Here is a 21,466-nt window from a genome sequence, read left to right as displayed (position 1 = left end):
CGCGGGTTCCTCATTGGCCACTCCGGCGCTGGGCGGCCTCGCGCAGCTGCGCGCGGAAGCCCTGGGTGTTCTGCGCCTTGTCAGCCTTGCCGACCATGTCGGCGGGGAAGGGCGCCCACAGCGACGGGTCGGGCAACAGCCCGTCGGCGCTGAGGCTGATGACGCCGTGGCGGCCGTCCACCCAATTCTTGTCCAGCGTTGCCGCGCGGCGGCTTTCGGCCACGGCGCGGGCGACGAACTGGCCCTTGACCTGGCCCAGCTGTGAGCCCAGCGACGGGCTCTCGATTTCCGGCGTGGCGAAGATGTCGATGTGGCTGCCATCGGCGCCCCAGTTGGAGAGCGACAGGCGATCGTCGATACGCTCGACCACCGGCTGCACGAAGATCGCCGGGTCTACGTCCGGGAGGCGGTCACGCGGGTAGCCGTCGTCGCCGAAGCGGTCGAAATGCGGGCCCGGCGGGATGTACGGCGTGGCGATGTCCAGGGTGATGGTCAGCACGGCATCGTCGGTGGCGCCGGCCAGGTCGCTGATGGTGTAGGTGAAGTAGTCCTTGAGCACCTGCCCGAGTCCGGCCGCCGCCAGCACTTCGCGGTTGGTCAGGTCGATGGTGTAGGTGTAGCTGCCGTCGGCGTTGAGAACGAGCGTGCCGTAGCGCCCGGCAATCGGCTGGCCGATCACACCGGCAGTGCCGTTGCCGGTTTCCTGGCCGGTGCGGATGCCGGTGACGGTCAGCGAGTCGCCGCCATCCACGTCGCTGTCGTTGGGCAGCACGTTGCCGCTGGCCTGCGGTGCCGGCGTCTGGTCGGTGGCGCTGTTGCTGTCGTCGCGCGCCACCGGGTTGTCATTGGCGCCCTGGATGACCACGGTCAGGCGCGCGTCGGAGGTAGCGCCGGCGGTGTCGCGCATGCGGTAGGTGAAGACTTCCTGCAGCTTCTCGTTGGCGCTGCGCATGGCCTGCACGGCGGGGTTGTCGTTGTCGACGCGGTACTCGTAGCTGCCGTCGGCATTGATGACCAGCTTGCCGTAGAGACCTTGCAGCACGTTTCCGGCATTGACCGTGTTGCCGTTCTGGTTGGTGAAGTCCACGACCGACTTGGTTTCGCCGTACTGCACACCGTCGACGTCGGTGTCGTTGTCGAGCACGTTGCCGCGCGGGTCGACACCGGGGGTGCCGTTGTTGACGCCGCCGGCCTCCACAGCCAGCGCGTTGTCGTCGCTGGCAATCGGCGTGTCGTTGCGCCCGTCGATGGTGATGGTCAGCAGGCCTGGGGTGGCGCCGCCCCAGATGTCCGCGCCCAGGTAGGTGAACTTGTCCTGCAGGGTCTGGCCGCTGGCGCGCAAGGCTTCGACCTCCGGCAGGGAGTTGTCCAGCTCGTAGCTCCAGCTGCCGTCGTCGTTGAGCGTCAGGGTGCCGTACAGGCCGCGCAGGCTCTGGCCGGGAACGCTGGCGTCGGGCGGAACGGGGCGGTCGCCGGCCCAGTACGAGACGACGTGCATCACATCCTGCGGGATGGTTGTAATGGTGTCCGGGTCGGTGTCGTTGTCCAGCACGTTGCCCGATGGATTGCTGCCTGGCACGTTGTTGTGCAGGCCGCCGTCTTCGACCGCCGTGCCGAAGTCCGGCGCGGTGTCCGGTGGCTGGTTCTGGCCACGGACCAGGATGATCAGTGTGGCCTGGTCGCTGAGGCCGCCATCGTCGGTGACCTGGTAGGTGAAGGATTCCAGAGCGAACGCCAGCGGGCCGAGGGCGATGATGTCCGCGTTGGTGTTGTCGACGAAGTACTGGTAGCTGCCGTCGGCATTGATCACCAGGGTGCCGAACGCGCCGACGATGGTCTGCGGGCTGCCGGGTGTCACCGCCACGGTGCTCACCTGCGCACCCTCCGGGCCGACCGCGATGGTGGTGACGCGCATGTGATCGCCGGCATCGACATCGGTGTCGGCACCGATACCGGCGAAGATCCCGGTCAGACCGGTGATCACGTTGCCGGTGGGGTTGCGCCCGCCGCTGCCATCGAGGTTGGCTACGGCGTAGTTGATGTCGTCGTTGGCCACCGGGGCGTCGTAGCGGCCTTCGATGGTGATGGTCAGCTGGGCGATGGAAGTGGCGCCAGCGGTGTCATGCATGCGGTAGGTGAAGGCTTCGGTCAGCGAGTCGCCGTTCTTCAGCGCCTGCACGGCGGCCAGGCTGTCGTTGACGGTGTAGGTATAGGTGCCGTTGGCGTTGAGGGTCAGAGTGCCGTAGGTCCCAGCGATCACGCCGCCGCTGGCGGTCAGGTCGATCAGCGTGCCGCCGGCGCCTTTGGTGCCAGTGCGCACAGCGTCGACTACATGGGTTTCTCCGTAAGCCGCGCCGTCCACATCCAGATCGTTGGGCAGCACGTTGCCGGTGGCGGGCGCGCCGGGCGTGGTGTTCAGCGTGCCGCCGGCTTCGATGGCGGCCCCCGTGTCGTCGGCAGCGATGGGGGTATCGTTCTGCCCGTGAATGATAACAGTGAAGGTGCGGGTGACGGTCTTGCCGTTCCCGTCGCTGACGCTGTAGGTGAAGACCTCGCTGAGTGTGTCGTTGTAGGTACGCAGCGACTGCACCGCCGGGTCGAGGTTGTTGACCACGAAACGGTAGCTGCCGTCGGCGTTGAGCAGCAGTACGCCGTAGTTGCCCGCCAGGTCCGCCCCCACGTTGCCGCTGACGCCGTTGGGGTTGACCACGGCGGTGATGGTCAGGACATCGCCGTCGGGATCGACATAGGAGCCCCGGATACTGCCGATCGGGTCGAGGCCTGCGACGTTGTTGAGCAGGCCGCCGGCCTCGGTGGCGTGGATCACGACGGGTTGCACGACGGGCGGGTCATTCACCCCGCGTACGGTGATCACCAGCTGCGCCTGGTCGGTCAACCCGCCGGTGTCGTGGATGCGGTAGGTGAAGATGACGTCCAGGCTCTGGTTCGCCGTGAGTGCCTGGATGGCCGGATCGGCACTGTTGACCACGAAGGTGTAGGTGCCGTCGTCGTTCAGGCTGAGCTGGCCGAAGTTGCCGCTGATGATGCTGCCGTTGGCCAGCCGGGCGACCGTGCCGGCGATGTTGGTGGTGATGCCGTTGACGACACCGGTCAGGGTGCCGCCGGCGCTTTCCAGGCCGGAGCGCACGCCGTCGACCTTGAGCTTGTCGGCGTTGGGTCGGTCGACGTTGTCGACGTCAGTGTCAGTGCCCACCCCGGCGTTACCGGTGATCACGTTGCCGCTGGCGTTGACCGGTGCCGGGCTGCCGTCGCTGGCGCCGGCCGTGGCGCTGCCGTGGTCGTCCACTGCCACCGGCGCGTCGTTGGCGCCCTGGATGGTGATGGTGAGGGTGGCGATGGCGCTCAGGCCGCCCTTGTCGGTGACCTGGTAGGTGAACTGCTCGGAGAGGAGAGGGTCGCTGGGGGACCGCGCCTGGACCACGGGATTGTTGTTGTCCACCACGTAGCGATAGGTGCCGTCGGAGTTGATCGTCAGGCTGCCGTAGAGGCCCGCAACGGTGGTCGGTGAGCCGGGGGCGACCGGCAGGATAGCGCCACCGCCGGTGCCGTCGAAGCGCACCAGGCTGACGGCCTTGGTCTCGCCATAGACCGTGGCGTCCACATCGCTGTCGTTGGTCAGCACGTTGCCGGTGGCATCGCTGCCGGCGGTGCCGTTATTGGTGCCGCCGGCTTCGATGGCGGCACCGGTGTCGTTTTGCGCCACCGGTGTGTCGTTGGCGCCGTGGATGTCGATGGTCAGGGAGGTGGAGCTGGAAAGGCCGCCGGTGTCGGTGATGAAGTAGCCGAACGACTCGCGCAGCACGTCGCCCGCGGTGCGCAGCGCCTGGACTTCGGCATTGCTGTTGTCGACCACGTACTGGAAGCCACCGGTCGCGGTGATGTAGAGCGTGCCGTAGCGGCCGGCGAGGCTGACGACGCCAGCAGCGGGCACTACCACGAAGCCGCCGGTGGAGTTCTCCAGGCGGGTGACCTTGAGGATGTCGCCGTTGGTGGCGATGTCCACGTCGGTGTCGTTATCCAGCACGTTGCCCGTGGGGTCGACGCCGACCGTGGCGTTGTTCGAACCGCCGGCTTCGATGGCGATCGCAATGTCGGGACGGGCGATGGGCGCATCGTTCACCGGGTCGATGACGATGTTCAGGGTGTCGGTGTCTTTCAGGGCGTCGTCGGGGTTTTCGCCGGGGATGCCGTCGCCGTCCGCGTCACCGAAGTTACCCTGATCGTTGGTGACCATAGTGAGGGTTTCGGCATTGCGGGCGGTGTTGAAGTCCTGATCGCCCTTGTAATAAATCTGGCTGAGCAACACGTTGATCTGCTGCAGGGTGCCGGTGAGCACCAGGGTGCGGCCGGCGCCGGTCGGGGGGGTATCGTTAGCGCCGGGCGTCGTTGCGCTCTGCCAGAGCACGCCGTGCACCACGCTGAGGGTGACGGTCATGACGCCGGCGGTATTGCCGGCGTTGACGTCCACGTCGCTGGTGGCGAGGCCGACGATGTGCAGCACGGTATCTTCCTGGCCATGCTGGTCGGCGACGGTGTTGATCGGCGCTTCGTTGATATGCACGTAGCCGGCATCGGCGATGCCGATGGCGCCTTCGGCCAGGTTCAGGTTGATGTTGCCCAGGCCGACGGTGGAGGTCCCGCTGTCGGAGTCGACGCGCACGTGGAAGCGGTTGTTGCTCGCCTGGGCGAAGTTCTGCGCCACCGCCACCAGGTAATTCCCCGAGGGCAGGATGGCGAACTGGTAGGTGCCGTCGGCGGCGGTCACCGTGCTGAAGGTGCGGTCGTCGGCGTTGCCGAACACGCCGTCGTCGCCGGCCCAGGTCAGGGTCACGTCGATGCCGCCCAGGCCAGGGCCGTCGGGCGTGATGCTGTTGGTGGCGGACTTGGTGTCATCCCACAGGGTGCCTTGCACCACGCCCATGCCGGCGCCATCGCTGAGGATGTAATTGTTCAGCCCGCTGACGCCGTCCTGGCCGGTGCGCTCGCCATCGGCGCCGCCGGCGGTCAGTGGCAGCGAGCCGCCCCAGCCGGCGTTCTCGAAGCTGGTGGGCAGGCTGGTCCAGGTCAGGACCGCAGAGCTGGTGACGTCGTCGGGAACGATGGTGTTGGGCAGGGTGACGCTGTAGATCACCTGTACCTTGTCGTTGACGTTCAGCTGGTCGAAGTTGAGCACCACCTGGCCGCCCACCACGCTGGCGGTGACGCCTGCCGGCAGGTTGCCGGTGGTGTAGCTGGTGCCGTTGATGACGATGCTCTGGATCGCGTAGTCGCTGCCGTTGGGGAACTGGTCACGCAGCACGATGTTGTAGGCCGGTACTTCGCCGTTCTGGGTGAAGCTGACCGAGACCGTCGCCTGGGTCGTGCCGGCGACGCTGCCGGTGGCGATGTCGATGACCGACTTGTCCATGCCGGTGAAGCTGGGTTCCACCACGTGCTCGAAGATCGTGGCGCTGTGGCCGCGGTCGACCCCGCCGCCGGTGCCGACGTGTTCGAACACATTCATGCTCAGCTGCGCACCGCTAATGTTTGAGGCGATGTTGGCGACGCGCACGTTGAACTCCAGGATCACCCCTTCGATATCGCCGTCGTTGATCTCGTTGTTGGTCAGGTTGCCCAGGTTGAAGGTGATGGTCCGACCATCAGGGGAAATCTGCAGGCGCCCGCTGTTGATGTTGAAGATGCCGGTGGGCTTGTCGCCGGACAGGTCGGGATGGATCGGCAGCGATACGTCACTGTTCTGGTTGCCGACCATGCCAAGGGTGCCGCCGCTGATCAGGTCGGTGGCGTCGGTAGTGAGGCCGCCAATGGCGCTGGAACCCAGGGCGATAAGGATGTTGTTGAGGTCGGCGGGGATGAACTCCAGCCCGGGAGCCAACTCGATGCGGATCTGGTAATTGGGGTTTACGCCGGTGGGCACCACGATCGCCACGCGGTAGCGGACGATCTCGCCGACCACCACGGTTTCTTCCAGGCCGGCGGTATCGGTAGCGCCGGAGGAGTTGGTCGCCGGCGGCGTGGCGTCGAGGCCGCCGACACGGGAGACCTGGATGCCATTGGTGACGGGAATCAGCAGTGTGTTGATCTGCCGGTAGTCGTTGAGCACCCCGGAATTGAGCAGTCCGTCGTCGCCGCCGCGCTCGCCCGCGCCGGTGTCGGTGGCGTTGCTCAGGCCATCCAGGCTGGTCCAGCGCACCACGACGTTGTTCGTGATGACTGCCTGGCCGGCTGCCGTGTCGTTCACCACGCCCGAGAGGGAAATGATGATGCTGCCGCCATTGGCGATATCGATGTTGGCGCCGCTGGCGGTGACCAGTTGGCCGTTCTGGATGATGAAGTCCACGCCGCCGTTGTTGGTGGCGCCGTTGTAGACCTTGCCGGTGATCACGATGTTGTCCATCTGCGTGGGCAGTATGTTCAGCAGGCTGAGATCGAAGGCATTGGTGCCGGAAGTGTTGCTGATGGTAATGGTGTAGGTGACCGTGTCGCCTTCGTCGAAGCCGCCGTAGGTGGGGGTGGCCGTGACCTGCTGGCTCACCGTCAGGGTCGGCTCGACGATGGTCACCGAAGGTTGCTGCGGGCTGGCGACGGTGCGGTCCACCGCCGTGGCGCCGTTGGGGGTATCGCCGTCGGGGTCGCTGTAGGTCAGCTGCGCGCCGTTGTTCAGGGTGACGCCCTGCTGGTTGCCCTGCACGTTGCTCGCCACCAGCACCAGGCGGATGACGAAGGCGTTGTTACCGATGTTGTTGTCCGCCGTGGAGCCGGCGGCACTGAACAGCAGGTTCAGGTCGCCGCCATCGCTGCCGTCGCCGCTGAAGGTGAGGACGTTGACAGAGCCGGCGAAGGCCTGGGTGAGCGCGCCGCTGAACGGATCGATGCCGTTGTTCGCGGCGTTGTAGATGATCTGGTAGCCCGCCCCGCCGAAGGCCGTGAGGTCCAGGCGCAGGCCCGGCGGAATCAGGTCGGAAAGACGCAGGTTGGCGGTGCTGCCTTCGGGCAGGGTGACGACGATGTCGTAGGTCATCTTCTCGCCGATCACCAGGTTGCTGCCGCTGGTGTGGCCGGCGCTGGAGTCGTCGTCGGTGAGGCTGCCGTTCTGGTAGGTCTTGGTGATGGTCGGCGCGGCCACCTGCTGGTTGGCGACTTCGACGATGTCCACCGGAGTGAAGTCCTGCCCGCCCTCAACGCTGGCGTAGTGGGTCAGCGCCGCGCTGCTTTGCAGGGTGCTGGAGGCGAGGATGGCGTTGCTCACCGTGACGTCGTAGGTGATCACCACGACGTTGGCGCCGGAGAGGTCGTTGGCCGTGCCGGCGCGGCCGGCGAGCAGGGTGCCCTGGTTGTTGGGGTCGAGGAAGGTGATGCTGTTGCCGCTGATGCTGTAGTCGACGCCCTGCACCAGCAGGCTGCCGTCGCCGCGATGGATCTGCAGGTTGGCGGTGGACAGGCTGCCGCCGACGAAGGCCAGGCCTGCCGGAAGGGTGATGCTGGTGGACACGTCGAAGGCGTTGCCGCCGCCGCTGTTCTTGATCGCCGTGGCCAGGCGCAGGGTGTCGGCGCCGTCGATGCCGCTGACGTTGCCATCCACTGCCGCCAGGCTGGTCACGCTGCCGCTGAAGGGCGTGCCGGTGGTGCCCGGCTGGGCCCAGGTGCCGGTGGTGCCGGTGACCGTGCCGTTGGTGGTGGAAACCACGCCGTGCTTGATGTCCAGCACCGGTTCGGCGACCGATTCGATGACCGCGACATCCGAGGAAATCAGCGGCGTCTTGTCGATGGTGGTGGTCTGGCTGGACTGTGCCAGCACGTCGAGTTCGCGCTGGTCGGCGTAGGGCTGGTCGCCGACCACCATGGTGAAGCGCACCTGCACGGTGCCGCCGTTGAGGCCGCCGGAAACATAGTTGCCGAAGTCGAAGATGATCGAGTTGCCGGCCCCGGTGGTGACGCTGTCGGGCACGTCGAGGATGCTGTTGCCGGCGCCGAAGCTCCACTGGCCGACACCGTTGCCGATGCTCCAGTTAATGCCCGCCGCGTTGAGCAGCGGCAGCGGCAGGTAGGCGGTGAGCTTGAAGTTCTCGTAGTCCGCCACCAGCAGGTCGTAGGTAATGGTGAAGGTGACCACGTCGCCGGGACGCAGCTCGCCGTTGGCAGGCGGGTTGCCGCCGTTCACCTGGGTCAGGGTGATATCGATGTTGGAGGTGTCGATGGTGCTGGTGGTGCCGGAGCCGTCAGTCTGCTCGCCGCCGATGTTCAGCGAGTCGCGCAGCACAGTGGCATCCACCGTTGCGTTGTTGCTGACGCTGTCGCCCTCGTTGAGCTGGTCATGGGGCGGGTGGTCGGAGGTATAGGTGGTGTCGATGGTCGCGTCGTAGACGATGGACATCCGCGTGGCACCTTCCTGCACATCGTCATCCCAGAGGTCGCCGAACAGCGCATAGAGGCCGGGCCCCTGGACGGCGGCAGCGATGGACGCGCCGATGTCGAAGACCAGCGTGGTGCTGCCGTCGGCGTTCACCGTGGCGGTGTAGATCACCGGGATGACCTGCGACGCGCCGTGTTGCTGGATGACGATGCTCGGCGCATTGGCGGCGGAGAAGGTCTGGCCGTCGCTGAGCTGGTCGGTGACGGTGAAGGTGCCCTGGCCGAGGATGTTCTTGCCGAAGGCATAGAAGTCGGAGATGGCCACATCCATGGTGTAGCGCAGGGTGTCGCCGGGGGTAATGCCGGGGGTGCCGACGTCGGTCTGCAGGTTCACCGTTTTGAGCAGGGTGATCGATTTGGCGACGAAGGTGATACCTGCGCCGTCGCCGGTCACGGTGAAGGGATAACCGTCCGGGTCGGTGGGGCGGTCGCGCGGGTCCAGCGGGTTCCAGTCGCCATTCACCGTGGCGGTGCCGAAGGTGATGGTGCGCGGGTTGCCCGTGGCAGGGTCGAGCACCGGCCGCCCGGCCGCGTCGATCTCCGGTACGTAGAAGCCGACCGTGGTGGTGCTGGCCGCGCTCAGGGTGTCGTAGTGAATGGTGTAGCTGGCGACGAAGGCATTGGGGTTGTTGAGTGCCGCGGCGATCAGCGTCGGGTTGGTCAGTACAGTGCCGTCGTGCAGGGTGATCGAGGTCAGGGTGCCGCCGGCGCCAGGGGTGATGGAGCTGACGTGAACCTGGTCGGGCACCGTCTGGGTAACCGTCACGTTGGTCAGGGTCTGGCCGGGGGCCGGGGTCACTGTCACCGTTTCGGTGCGGGTGAAGTTCGGCCCGGTGACCGTCTCGCCCTCGGGCATGTTCACCGTCTGGGTCACCGACAGCAGCGTCGGGGTGACCACGAAACTGTGCAGCGCCGCTTCCACCAGGGTTGGGTCCTGCGCCGGGTTGTTCAGTGAATCGTTGCCGTACTCGAAGCCACCGCGGGCATTGATGGTGAGATTGGGCGCCCCGTCGGAATAGCTGGTGTCGGCCAGGTTGCTCAGCTGCGCGGTGACCTGGATGCCGATGGCCGGCTGGCCGCTGGTGACGCTGGCGTAGGGCAGCTGCAGCACCACCATCTGGTCGCCGGCCTTCATGCCGACGCTGGCAGCGTTGATCACCAGGGCATTGCCGTTGGCGTCCTTGGCCAGCGGGTGGGTGGCATTGCCGTTGGCGTCGAAGGTGATCACATAGCTGGTCACCGCCTGGCCCAGGTAGGTGGCGGAAACGAAAGTGGCGCCGTCATTGCCGTCGCGGCCGGTGGCCGGCATGAACAGGTCGATGTAGGGCGCGAAGCCGACCTGGGTGGATGGGTTGCTGAAGTTGACGTCGAAGGTGAAGGTATCGCCCAGGCGCACCGCCGCGCCGCCGCTGCCCATGGCCACGGTGGGGCTGGCGTCGGCCAGCAGGCCCTGGAAGCTCACAAGGGTGTCGGCGCTCAGGGCGATGGACTTGTCCACGTCGCCCGTGCGCACTTCCAGGTTCCAGTCGCCACCGGCGCTGGTGGAGCCGGTGGCATTGCTGGAGGCGCCGACGTCCGCGCCGGTCCAGCGTGCCAGTTCGTTGACCAGCGCCTGACCGGCGCTGCCTGCGCCGACGTCGCAGCCGTAGAGCTGGATGTCCGCACCGGTATTGAGCTCGCCGCGCCAGGCGCTCAGGCGATCGCCGAGCTGGTCGACGCTCTGGCTGGTGAAGGTCTGGTTGCCCAGGGTGAACTGGCCGGTGGCGCCGTGGGAGAAGATCTGGATCGAGTCGACCTTGCCCAGTTGCGTCAGCGCGTTGCTGATGGCCGCGATGGCGTCCTGGCCCGCGTCCACCACCAGTGCGGTGGTGCCCACCGGCAGGTTGGCGGCGAGCTGGTCGCGGTTTTCCAGGCGGGCATCGATCACCACCAGGTTGCGCGGCGCCGCCTGTGCGGGGGCGGCTGCCTGGGCGCGAGCCTCGACGGCAGTGGCCGGCTTGGCCGTGTCCTTCGTCTCGGCGGCGGTGCTGTCGTGATGCTGTTGATCGACGGCCGCAGCGGCTGCGCCGTCGAACAGGATGCGTTGTTCCAGCGCCAGGGCGTGGGCAACTGGCTGGAAGAGCTTCGAGCGATATTTGGCCTGCATTTCCCTAATTCCGGCTGGTAAATCCCCAGAGAAAAGCAGTCCTACGCATATCTGCTTACGGAATTGACGCTAGTCGCGATTGGAATTTTCGCCAGCAGAACAGATACATAAGCGACAAATAGAAGCGCTTTTTGTCTCAGAAATGTAACAGCCTTCCTACAAAGACGTCGGCTGCAGGCCTTGGGAACCGCGGCTCCGCGGCAGACGCCTGACGTAGAGCGGATGACGGTGCAGGAAGCTGTCCGAGGAGCCAGTCGGGGTCTTCCAGCGTCTGACGGGCTGGCTGGCACCGGTGAGAAAGCGCCGCCTATGCTGAGTCGTCCATTCCCACTCCGGCCCGCGCCGGCGTCCTCGTGTTCCGTCTACTGGAGACTCGCCATGAACCTGCATCTGTCCGACAAGCTCGCCCTGGTCAGCGGTTCGACCAAGGGCATCGGTTTCGCCATCGCCCAGGGCCTGGCCCGCGAAGGGGCGCGGGTAATCCTCAATGGTCGCAGCCAGGCGTCGGTTGATGATGCGTTGGCACGCATCCGCGACGGGCAGGCCGATGCGAAGGTCGAGGGTTTCGCCGGTGACCTCTCTGACCCGCAGCAGATTGCCGCGCTGGTGAAGCGCTACCCGGCGGTGGATGTGCTGGTGAACAACCTGGGTATTTTCGATCCCAAGCCCTTCGAGGAAATTGCCGACGAGGAGTGGCTGCGCTTCCTCGACGTCAACCTGCTGTCCGGTGTGCGCCTGTCCCGTGCCTACCTGCCGGGCATGAAGCAGAAGAACTGGGGGCGGGTGGTGTTCATCAGTAGCGAGAGCGGCATCCAGATTCCCCTGGAGATGATTCATTACGGCGTCACCAAGACCGCCCAGCTCGGCCTGTCCCGCGGACTGGCGGAGTATTGCGCGGGCACAGGGGTGACGGTGAACGCCGTGCTGCCGGGGCCGACCGCCTCCGAGGGCGTAGGTGATTTCGTCGACAAGCTCTCCGGCGGCCAGCCGTTCGAGCAATTCGAGGCCGAGTTCTTCCGCACCGCGCGGCCGGGCTCGCTGCTGCAGCGCTTCGCTCGTCCCGAGGAGATCGCCAACCTGGTGATCTATGTCTGCTCGGAGCTTTCCTCGGCCACCAACGGCGCGGCGCTGCGGGTGGATGGCGGGCTGGTGCGCACGGCGTTCTGAGTCAGTCGGCGCTGCGGCTTTCGAACTCCAGCCCCAGCGCCAGGTCGCCACAGCCGAGCTGGCCGAGCCACTGCTGCGCTCTCGGGCCGGCCAGGTGCGCCTCCAGCTCGGCCTGGCTGGCCCAGCGGGTGAGCACCTGCCAGCGATCGGCGGCCAGCTCCTGCAACTCGCTGCCCTGACAGCCGGGTTGCTGGCGGACCTGGGTGACCAATTGAGTGAGATGCTCGCTCAGCGCGGCAGCCTGGCCGGGGAATGCCTGGACGCGAACGATGGCAATGGCGGACGGGGACATGGCGAGGCTCCTTCGTGCTGGGTGGCCATTGGGCGCTGACGCCGGGGGCCGGTAAAGGCCGGAACCGGCTTTCAAAACCGATGCTGGGAGGTTACGGCCGCGCCGCCCCCGGCTGAACTGCCAATTCCAGGGAAAACCGCCGGGCCAATCGTTCTCGGATGGCTATTGCTGATCGGCCGTCGCTGCCCCTGGCATGGAATCGATGGGTATCGCTGTCTGTTCGTCGGAGTCGACGGGGAGCGCAGCGCGCTCCTACAGGGGGAATGAGGCTCAGGCCAACTGCTGCAACAGGTCGCGCACCTTGTCCAGCGCCGGGTCGATGTCCAGCGTGTCGATGGCGCCGAAGCCCAGCAGCAGGCCTTCGCGCACCGGCGCTTGATGGTGGAAGGGCGCCAGCCCGTAGAGGCCGACCTCGACCTTGCGCGCCAGTTCGCAGAGCAGTGCCACGTTGACCGGCTGGCGCAGCAAGGCGGTGAGGTGGAAGCCGGCCACCGAGGGCACTGCTTCCAGCCAGGGCGACAGGTCGCCCGCCAGCCGCGTCAGGATGCGCTCGCGGCGTCCGGCGTAGATGCCGTGGCAGCGGCGGATGTGCTTGAGCAGGTAGCCCTCGCTGATGAACTTGGCCAGCGCCCACTGCGGCAGCGTCGAGCTGTGCCAGTCGGAAATCTGCCGTGCCCGCACCAGCGCCGTGAACAGGCTGGACGGCGGGATCAGGTAGCCCAGGCGCAACTCCGGCAGCAGCACCTTGGAGAAGGTACCGATATAGGCCACCACGCCGTGGCGATCGAGGCTTTGCAGCGCGTCGGTGGGCCGGCCTTCGTAGCGGAACTCGCTGTCGTAGTCGTCCTCGATCACCAGCGCGCCCAGTTCCAGCGCCCGCGCGAGCAAGGCCTCGCGGCGTGCCGGGCTCATCGGCATGCCCAGCGGGAACTGGTGCGAGGGCGTGGTGTAGATCATCCGCGTACCGTCGGGGATCAGGTCGACGCGGATGCCCTCGGCGTCCACCTGCACGCTGGCCACCTCGGCGCCGAGGGTCTGGAAGATCAGCCGCGCCGGGGTGTAGCCGGGGTCTTCCATGGCGACCTTATCACCGGGGCGGAGCATGACGCGGGCGAGCAGGTCCAGTGCCTGCTGCGCGCCATTGCAGACCATCACGTCGTCCAGCTGGCAGTTCACTCCACGGGCATAGGAGATGTGCCGGGCGATGCCGTCGCGCAACGGGGCGATGCCTTCGGGCGAGCTGTAGTGCCCGCGCAGGCCGGTCATCTGGCGCAAGGCATGGTTCACGCAGCGCCGCCATTCCTCCTGGGGAAACTGCAGCTGGGTGGTGGCGCCGCCGATGAAGTCGGCCTTCGCCGTGCCCGCGCCGGGGTGGCGCAGGCGCGTGTCGAGATCGGCCCAGCGCTCGATGTTGTCCTGGCTGGCGAAGCGCACGCCGTCCTGGCGCCGGGCGTGGCGCGGCAGATGGGTGTTGACGAAGGTGCCGCTACCGATTTTGCCCACCAGCACGCCTTCGTAGGTGAGCTGGGCGTAGGTGTCGGAGATGGTCTTGCGCGAGATGCCCAACTGTTCGGCCAACAGCCGGCTGGGCGGCAGGCGGGTGCCGGCGGCGAGGCGGCCGGAGTCGATGGCTTCGCGCAGCTGACGATAGAGTTGCCCGGCGAGATCCTTCTGGCCGTGGATGATCAGGTGCAGCTCCAAGGGCGAACTCCGCAGCTTCTGGGCAGTGGCGCAAGCGTAGCGCCGGCGCGGGGCGCGGTGAAGTTGCGCGGTCGAAATTCCGCGGATTGGTCACTTGTGGCCGGCACGCCTCGGCGCACAATGGCACGGTCAACTTCTGGAGTGCCGTCATGGAGCCACGCCTGGATTACTACACCGCCTCGCCGGAAGCGCTGAAGGCGGTGCTGGCGCTGGAAGCCGCGATCTTCGAGCTGTCGCTGGAGAAGCCGCTGCTGGAGCTGGTGCGCCTGCGGGTATCGCAGGTGAACAACTGCGCATTCTGCGCCGACATGCATGCCATGGAAGCGCGCCGCAACGGCGAGACCGAGCGACGCCTGTTCGCCGTCAGCGTCTGGCGTGAGTCGCCGTTCTTCACCGAGCGTGAGCGGGCGGCGCTGGCCTGGTGCGAGTCGGTGACGCTGCTGTCCGAATCCAAGGTGCCGCTGGAGGTCTTCCAGCTCGCCCGCGAGCAGTTCAGCGAACGGGAGCTGGTGGACCTCACCGTGGCCATCGGCGCGATCAACGTGTGGAACCGCCTGGGCGTGTCCTTCCGCCAGCAGCCGCCTGCGTGAGTTGCACCTTGTAGGGCGCATAACGCGCCAGCGTTATCCGCCGCGCGGCAGCTGGCGGATAACCTGTTCCAGGTTATGCGCCCTGCGTGGGCTCCACCTCGGCGTGACGCAGGGGGAGACAGCACAGCGCCCCAACCAGCAACGCACTGGCTGCCGCTCCCAATGCCGGGATGAAGCTCCCGGTCAGCCCACGCAGGGCGCTGGCCGCCAGCGGCCCGACGATCTGCCCGACGCCATACAGCGCCGTCATCGCCGCGAGCATGTTGAAGCGCACTTGCGAGGCCACAGCTCGGGCCGCCGGCATGGCGATGGTCACGGTGCCCATGAAGCTGCCGCCCACCAGCACCGCGCTGCCCAGGTAAAGGACGGCGGAGTCGCCCAGCGCCGGCAACATCACGCCTACCGCCTGCACCAGCAGGTTGAGCGCCAATGCGCGCCGGCCGCCCAGCTTCAGGTGCAGGCGATGCCAGAGAAAGCACGATGGCGCAGCACCGAGGCCGAACGCGGCCCAGACCTGCAAAGCGTCGATGGCGCCCAGGCCACTCTTCATCAGCAGCGGCAGGTAGGTGGCGGTGATGATGTAGCCGAAGCCGGCCAGCCCGTAGACCAGCAGGATGATCGGCGCGGACAACTCCGGAGCCGGCCCCGCTCCGTTCACTGCCTGATGCGGCCCGGCCGGCGCTTCCCGGCCGAGCGCAGGCGCGGCCAGCAGCGACAGTACCAGTCCGGCCAGCGCCAGCACGCACCAGATCGCCGCGCTGCCCAGGCCGAAGGCGTTGCCAGCGGCGATCAGCTCCGCCGAGACCAGGATGCCGATCCCCACGCCAGCGAACATCATCGGTGCGCCATGGCTTTCGCCCATGCTCTGCAACAGCCACTGCGCGGCGCTGACCAGCGCCATGGCGCTGAGCACGCCGGCCAGCAGGCGCACGCCGATGGCGAACCAGGCCGGTGCCGGAACTGCCATGGCGACGAGGGTAGCCAAGGTGCCGACCAGCGCGATCACGCAGATGCGCGCGGCATGCCTTTCTTGGCTGCGTGCCAGCAGCAGCGCGCCGAGCAGGTAGCCGGCGTAGTTGGCCGAGGCAGCCAGGGAGCCGCCGGTGACGCTGAGCACGCCGTCGCGCACCATCAACGGGTACAGCCCGGTGAAGGCGAAGCGACCGAAGCCCATGCCGACGGCCAGGATCAGTGCCGCCGATAACGCGGCGGGTAGGCGGCGAGCGCGGCTCATGGGCGTGCCTCCAGGGTTTCCCGCCAGCGCTGGAAGGCGCCGGTGGCGTAGCCATCGCGCCAGATCAGCAGGGTGTCCACTTCCATCAGCGGCACCACCTGCAGGTCCGGCGTTTCCCGTTGCAGCTCCAGCACCGAGCGCGGCAGCACGCCGATGCAGGAGCCGGCGTTCACGCAGGCGAGGATGCCGTGGTAGGAGCCCACCTCCTGCACCGCCAACGGCGTGCCTTTCAGCCAGCCTTCCGCCAGTTGACGGTAGGTGCAGCCACGGGTGAAACCGACCAGGGTGCGAATCTGCACATCCTCTGGCCGGTGTACCGGCGGATGGTTGCCCGGCAGCACCAGCAGCAGTTCTTCGCGGAATACCGGCTCGGCGCGCAGGCCGCGCTCCAGCTTCGCTTCGAAGCCCGGCTCGGCGCGAAGGATGTCCGGGTGGGCGATCAGGGCGCAATCCAGCTGGCGGTTCAGCACTTCGCCGAGCAGCTTCTGGCTGTGGCCGGTGGTCATGTGCAGTTCCACCTCGGGGTAGGCGCGGTGGAAGCGCGCCAGCGGCTCGGGCAGGCGGCTGGCGGCGGAGGCCTCCATGCTGCCCAGACGCAGGCTGCCGGTGGCGCTGTGAGGGTGCAGCGACTGTCGCGCCTCGCTGGCCAGGGCCAGCAATTGCTCGGCGTAGCGAAGGAATTCGCGGCCCTGGTCGGTCAGTGTCATGCGCTTGCCGTCGCGCAGGAACAGCGCCGCGCCGAGGTCTTCCTCGAGCTGGCGGATGCGCGTGGTGACGTTCGATTGCACGCGTTGCAGGCGGGCGGCGGCGCGGGTGACGCTCTGTTCCTCGGCCACGCAGCGGAAGATTTCCAGGCTGGAGAGATCCATGATTGATCTTCAGTAGAGAACAAGTTGCCGTTAATATTCTCTTTGTGAGATTGTTGGTCAAGTGCCAATCAGCCAGTCGGCCCTGCCGACCACGAGGACCCCGTCATGCCCATCACCGAACTGCTCGGCATCCAGCACCCCATCATCCAGGCGCCCATGGTCGGCGTGTCCACCCCAGCGCTGGCGGCGGCGGTGTCCAATGCCGGCGGGCTGGGCTCCATCGGCCTGGGCGCGAGCAATGCCAAGCAGGCCCGTGCCCTGCTGGAGCAGACCCGCGCGCTGACCGACAAGCCGCTCAACCTCAATCTGTTCTGCCACCGCCCGGCCGTGGCGGACCCGGCCCGCGAGGCCGCGTGGCTGGAACACCTGCGCCCGCTGTTCGCCGAGTTCGATGCGCAGCCGCCGGCGCAGATCACCGAGATCTACCGCAGCTTCCTGGCCGACCCCGAGATGCTGGAATTCCTCATCGAGGCGCGCCCGGCCGTGGTCAGTTTCCACTTTGGCCTGCCGCCGCAGGACTGGATCGACCGCCTGAAAACCGCCGGCATCCGCCTGCTGGCTACCGCCACCTGTCTGGATGAAGGTCGTGCCATCGAGGCGGCGGGCATCGACGCCATCGTTGCGCAAGGCTATGAGGCCGGCGGCCACCGGGGCGTGTTCGAGCCGGAGAAGGACGCGCGCATTGGCACCTTTGCACTGGTCCGTACGCTGGCGAAGGGCACCGGCCTACCGGTGATCGCGGCGGGCGGGATCATGGACGGGCAGGGCATGCGCGCAGTGTTCGAGCTGGGCGCGCAGGCGGTGCAGATGGGTACCGCCTTCATCTCTGCCGACGAATCCTCGGCCAACGCTGCATTCAAGGCAGCGCTGCGCGGCGAGCGTGGGGAGCGTACCGAGGTGACGGCGGCGATTTCCGGCCGTGCCGCGCGGGGCATGGTCAACCGGCTGTTCACCGACCTGGGCAGTGCGGATGCGCCAGCGCTGCCGGACTATCCGATCACCTATGACGCCGCCAAGGCGCTGACCGCCGCGGCGACCGCCAAGGGCAACAGCGATTTCGCCGTGCAATGGGCGGGGCAGGGTGCACCGCTGTCGCGGGAGATGTCGGCGGCGGAGTTGGTTTCGACCCTGATGGCCGAGTTCCACGCCGGTTGAGCGTAGGGCGCGTAACCTGGAACAGGTTATCCGCCGGCCCACTCACGGCGGATAACGCTGGCGCGTTATGCGCCCTGCAAGAGCACCCGGGTCAACGGGCGCTGACAGCAGCGGCGGGCTTTTCCCGCGGTCGCCACAGTTCGGCCAGCAGCACGCCGGCGAGGGTCAGCGCACCGCCCACCAGGTGGTAGCTGGTCAGCTGTTCGCCCAGCACCACGGCGGCGATGGCGGCGGTCAGCACCGGCAGCAGGTTGAAGAACAGCGACATGCGGCTCGGCCCCATGCGCTGCACGCCCTGCATCCACGCCAGCGCGCCGACGATGGAGGCCAGCAGGCCCGCATACAGCACCAGCGGCAGGTTGCCGGCGTTCAGGCCATGGTGCGGCGAGGCCAGGTACAGCGGCGCCAGCGCGACGATCGCCACCAGCACCTGCAGGTACAGCATCAGCAGCGGCGGCAGGGGCAGGTTCCACTTCTTCAGCAGCACGCCATACACGCCGTAGGCGAGGGTGGCGACGATCATCATGCCGTCACCCAGGTTCACGCCGTGGCTGATCAGTTGCTGCGGGTTGCCCTGGGTGATCACCAGCAGCACGCCGCCCAGTGAGACCAGCGCGCCCAGCAGCGCGGCGAGGCTCAACTTGTGGCGCAGCAGTACTGATGCCAGTGCGAGGGACATCAGCGGCATCAGCGAGAGGATGATACCCATGTTGGTCGCCGAGGTGAGCGCGGCGGCGTAGTAGGCCAGGCACTGGTAGACGGCCATGCCGAGCAGGCCTAGGGTGACGAGCTTGCCCAGGTTGGCGCGGATCACCGGCCAGTGGGCGAGGGTGGCACGCAGCAGGAAGGGCGTCAGCAGAGCGCCGGCCAGCACCCAGCGGTAGAAGCCGATCTCCGCCGGGGCGATCTGCCCCACGGCGAGCTTGTTGACGACGGTATTGCCGGACCAGATGACCACGGCCAGCAGGGGGAACAGGTAGTTCATGGGATTCTTGCAGGTCTCAGGTTTGGCTTCGGAGTGGGGCTGTTTCCCTCTCCCTAACCCTCTCCCTGAAGGGAGAGGGGACTGTCTAGAGTTGCCGGAAAGTCCAGTGTTAGCCGGCTGACTCCGCTATTGCGCTGAGCGCCAAACGGCTCCCTCTCCCTTCAGGGAGAGGGCTGGGGAGAGGGGCTCCATAGATGGCACCCATTCTCGCCTCGTCCGAAACCAGACGTATAATGAAAACCGGACAATCCACCCCGGCATTCGGACATGACCCGCGTACTGCCGCTCCCGCTTCCCGACATCGACCAGCTGCCCGCCGATCTGTACTTCCGCTACGACGAGTTCGACGCTGGAACCCATTCCCCCAGCCATCGTCACGCCTGGGGCCAGCTCAACTACGCGTCCCACGGGGTGATGGAGCTGGAAGTGGACGGCCAGCGCTTCCTCTCGCCGCCGCAATACGCCGTGTGGGTACCGCCGGGACTCGAACACAGCTGTTACAACCGCCAGGCCATTACCTACCGCTCGCTCTACGTGTCCGCCGAACTGGCGCGCAAGCTACCGCAGGGGCCCTGCACCCTGGCCATCAGCGACATCCTCAAGGCGATCCTCTCCGACTTCGCCGCACGCCAGGTGAACATCCCGCAGAGCGCCGCCGATCAGCGCCTGGCCGAAGTGGTGATCGACCAGCTGCAGGCCGCGCAGCCCCACGACGACTACCTGCCATACGCCAGTGGCGGTGCGCTCGGCGAAGTGCTGGCCGCGCTGCAGGCCGAGCCCGGCGACAACCGCACCCTCGCGCAATGGGCCGAGCGCGTGCACAGCACCGAGCGCACCCTGGCGCGGGCCTGTCAGCGGGAGTTGGGGATGTCGTTCGGCGAATGGCGTCAGCGCCTGCGGTTTCTCGCCACCATCGAGGCACTGGCATCGGGGGAAGGGGTACAGCAGATCGCCTTCAACCTGGGCTACAGCAGCCCTTCGGCGTTCATCGCGATGTTCCGGCGGCTGTCGGGCACCACGCCGGAGCAGTATCGCTCGACCTTCCGCGCCCTGGCGGAAGGCTGAGGCTTACGGCTTGCCGTCCTCCAGGCCCTTCAGGGTCTTGCGGCAATGGATCAGCGCATCGCGCACCATGAAGTTCACCAGGGTCGGGGAGACGCCCAGTTCCTCGGCGATTTCCTTCTGCGTGCGGCCGTGCAGGCGATACATCTCGAAGGCGTAGCGCGTGCGCTCGGGCAGCGTCTGCAGGGCGCTGGAGATGGCCTCCAGGGTCTGCCGGTCCTCGTGCTCGATCTCCGGTGACGCGGACGGCGTCGCGATGTGCATGCCTTCTTCCTCGCTACCCGAGTAGCGCTTCTCCAGCGCCTGGCGGCGATAGAGGTCGATGGCCAGGTTGCGCACCACGCGCATCAGATAGCCGCTCTGCGACTGGATGCCGGGAGTGAGGTCGCTCGCATTGAGCTTGATGTACGCATCATGGACCACGTCTTCGGCATGGCTGCGGCAGCCGAGGATGCGTGCGGCCGCATTGATGAAGGTCTGCCGGTGGGTAGCGAACAGCTCGTGGAGAGCGGGGCGCGACTCGGCGGGCATTGGCTTGGACATGCAAGGGTTTCCTATGCGGCGGCGGAGGCGGGGACGTCCACATGGGTTGAGGCGGCCAATCTAGATCAAATGATAATTATTATCAATTTATTCGAGAGACTCCGACTATCGCTCTGCGACAGGGTTCCCACACAAGTGTGAAGATTTTTCATTCGCATCCATTCGTCAGATCTCTCAGCACTCTGGTGAAGGGCAAGCCAGGAAATTTCGCCGGCGCATATCTTATGAGAATTAATCGCATCCGAGAACACTAACTATTTCATCGTCTCCCTCGTCTTCATGGCAGAGCTGGAAAACATCGGTAATGGCCGGTGGCCGGCATCCCATACAGCGGAAGGAGAAGGGCGATGGCGTTCGATCGCGAAGATGCGGTTTACAAGGTGCTGGTCAACGGCGAAGAGCAGTACTCGCTGTGGCCGCAGTACAAGGAAGTCCCGGCCGGCTGGCGCGAAGCCGGCAAGCAGGGGAGCAAGGCCGAGTGCCTGGCCTTCGTCGAAGCCAACTGGACCGACATGCGCCCGCTCAGCCTGCGGCAGAAGATGGCCGAGGGGCAGTAACCCATGCTGCGTCTGTTCTGCCTGCCGTACTCCGGCGCCAGCGCCATGGTCTATGCACGCTGGAAGCGCCAGCTGCCGAGCTGGATCGAAGTCTGCCCGGTGGAGCTGCCCGGCCGTGGCCGACGCTTCGCCGAAAGGCTGCAGACCGACCTGCGCGCCCTGGCCAGCCAGTTGGCCGATGAAATCGCTGCGCGCCTGGACCAGCCCTACGCCATCTTCGGCCACAGCCTCGGTGGCCTGCTGGCCTTCGAACTAGCCCATGCGCTGCGTGAGCGCGGCCTGCCGATGCCGCAGGCGCTGTTTGCCTCGGCGGCCTCCGCGCCGGCGCGCCGCGACAGCCATCGCGAGTTGGCGCAGGAGCAGAGCGATGCCCAGTTGATCGACCGCATGCGCCGCCTGGGCGGAACGCCCGAAGCGGTGTTCGCCGACGAGGAAATGCTGCGCCTGACCCTGCCGGTGATGCGCGCCGACTTCCTGCTCTGCGGCCTCTACGACTACCGCCGCCGCGCGCCGCTGGCCTGCGCGATCCATGTGTTCGGCGGCAAGGCCGACCGGCTTTCGGTGGAGTCCCTGTCCGCGTGGCAGGACGAGACCAGCGCCGGCTTCTCCCTGGAGATGCTCGACGGCGGCCACTTCTTCCTCAATGCCGGCGAGGCGCGCCTGCTCGAGCTGCTGCTCGGCCACCTGCGCCAGCCCGGCCAGTCGACCAGCGCAGCGCTGGCCTGATCGATT

At 66.9% G+C, this 21,466-nt stretch carries 13 protein-coding genes; 6 read left to right on the top strand and 7 right to left on the bottom strand.

Features of this window, described 5'->3' with window-relative positions:
- Positions 1 to 10: 10 nt before the first annotated feature.
- On the bottom strand, positions 11 to 10,579 hold the full coding sequence (locus IB256_RS25300; protein ID WP_192404552.1) for a VCBS domain-containing protein: 10,569 nt from the start codon (positions 10,577 to 10,579) through the stop codon (positions 11 to 13).
- Between the two features lie 378 nt (positions 10,580 to 10,957).
- Here IB256_RS25300 and IB256_RS25295 point away from each other — a divergent pair, with 378 nt between their 5' ends.
- Complete coding sequence (locus IB256_RS25295) at positions 10,958 to 11,746, top strand: SDR family NAD(P)-dependent oxidoreductase (protein ID WP_138214355.1); 789 nt, start codon at positions 10,958 to 10,960, stop codon at positions 11,744 to 11,746.
- A gap of 1 nt (position 11,747) precedes the next feature.
- Here IB256_RS25295 and IB256_RS25290 read toward each other — a convergent pair whose 3' ends face one another.
- Positions 11,748 to 12,038: a putative quinol monooxygenase gene (locus IB256_RS25290; protein ID WP_192404550.1), complete on the bottom strand. Its 291-nt coding sequence runs from the start codon at positions 12,036 to 12,038 to the stop codon at positions 11,748 to 11,750.
- Between the two features lie 270 nt (positions 12,039 to 12,308).
- Positions 12,309 to 13,739: a PLP-dependent aminotransferase family protein gene (locus tag IB256_RS25285; RefSeq protein ID WP_192295653.1), complete on the bottom strand. Its 1,431-nt coding sequence runs from the start codon at positions 13,737 to 13,739 to the stop codon at positions 12,309 to 12,311.
- 149 nt (positions 13,740 to 13,888) lie between these two features.
- Between IB256_RS25285 and IB256_RS25280 the strand changes: the two genes are divergently transcribed.
- On the top strand, positions 13,889 to 14,329 hold the full coding sequence (locus IB256_RS25280; RefSeq protein WP_081516986.1) for a carboxymuconolactone decarboxylase family protein: 441 nt from the start codon (positions 13,889 to 13,891) through the stop codon (positions 14,327 to 14,329).
- A gap of 73 nt (positions 14,330 to 14,402) precedes the next feature.
- Here IB256_RS25280 and IB256_RS25275 read toward each other — a convergent pair whose 3' ends face one another.
- Together IB256_RS25275 and IB256_RS25270 are read right to left on the bottom strand one after the other, a co-directional pair.
- A complete protein-coding gene (locus IB256_RS25275; RefSeq protein WP_192404548.1) occupies positions 14,403 to 15,563 on the bottom strand; it encodes a YbfB/YjiJ family MFS transporter in 1,161 nt (386 codons plus the stop codon).
- Entirely contained in the window at positions 15,560 to 16,432 is an 873-nt protein-coding gene (locus IB256_RS25270) for a LysR family transcriptional regulator (protein ID WP_192295655.1), read from the bottom strand. The genes IB256_RS25275 and IB256_RS25270 overlap by 4 nt, the downstream gene beginning before the upstream one ends.
- A gap of 105 nt (positions 16,433 to 16,537) precedes the next feature.
- On the opposite strand from IB256_RS25270, the gene IB256_RS25265 reads away from it, so the two are divergent.
- A complete protein-coding gene (locus IB256_RS25265; protein WP_192404546.1) occupies positions 16,538 to 17,587 on the top strand; it encodes an NAD(P)H-dependent flavin oxidoreductase in 1,050 nt (349 codons plus the stop codon).
- Positions 17,588 to 17,678: 91 nt separating this feature from the next.
- On the opposite strand, the gene IB256_RS25260 is transcribed toward IB256_RS25265, so the two are convergent.
- Positions 17,679 to 18,572, bottom strand: coding sequence for a DMT family transporter (locus IB256_RS25260; protein ID WP_192295657.1), 894 nt, complete (start codon positions 18,570 to 18,572; stop codon positions 17,679 to 17,681).
- A 267-nt stretch (positions 18,573 to 18,839) separates the two neighbouring features.
- Between IB256_RS25260 and IB256_RS25255 the strand changes: the two genes are divergently transcribed.
- The gene (locus IB256_RS25255; RefSeq protein WP_192404544.1) at positions 18,840 to 19,637 is read left to right on the top strand and encodes an AraC family transcriptional regulator; all 798 of its coding nucleotides are present in this window, start codon (positions 18,840 to 18,842) and stop codon (positions 19,635 to 19,637) included.
- Between the two features lie 3 nt (positions 19,638 to 19,640).
- On the opposite strand, the gene IB256_RS25250 is transcribed toward IB256_RS25255, so the two are convergent.
- Positions 19,641 to 20,177, bottom strand: coding sequence for an RNA polymerase factor sigma-70 (locus tag IB256_RS25250; protein ID WP_081516992.1), 537 nt, complete (start codon positions 20,175 to 20,177; stop codon positions 19,641 to 19,643).
- Positions 20,178 to 20,524: 347 nt separating this feature from the next.
- Between IB256_RS25250 and IB256_RS25245 the strand changes: the two genes are divergently transcribed.
- Entirely contained in the window at positions 20,525 to 20,734 is a 210-nt protein-coding gene (locus IB256_RS25245) for an MbtH family protein (RefSeq protein ID WP_192211110.1), read from the top strand.
- A gap of 3 nt (positions 20,735 to 20,737) precedes the next feature.
- Positions 20,738 to 21,460, top strand: a complete 723-nt coding sequence (locus tag IB256_RS25240; RefSeq protein WP_192404542.1) for a thioesterase II family protein — start codon at positions 20,738 to 20,740, stop codon at positions 21,458 to 21,460.
- Positions 21,461 to 21,466: the final 6 nt, after the last annotated feature.

The organism is Pseudomonas sp. PDM17 (assembly GCF_014851985.1).
In the GTDB taxonomy this organism is placed as follows: Bacteria; Pseudomonadota; Gammaproteobacteria; order Pseudomonadales; family Pseudomonadaceae; genus Pseudomonas.
The sequence above is the reverse complement of the archived record's forward strand: the minus strand, read 5'-3'. Positions and strand labels throughout refer to the sequence as shown.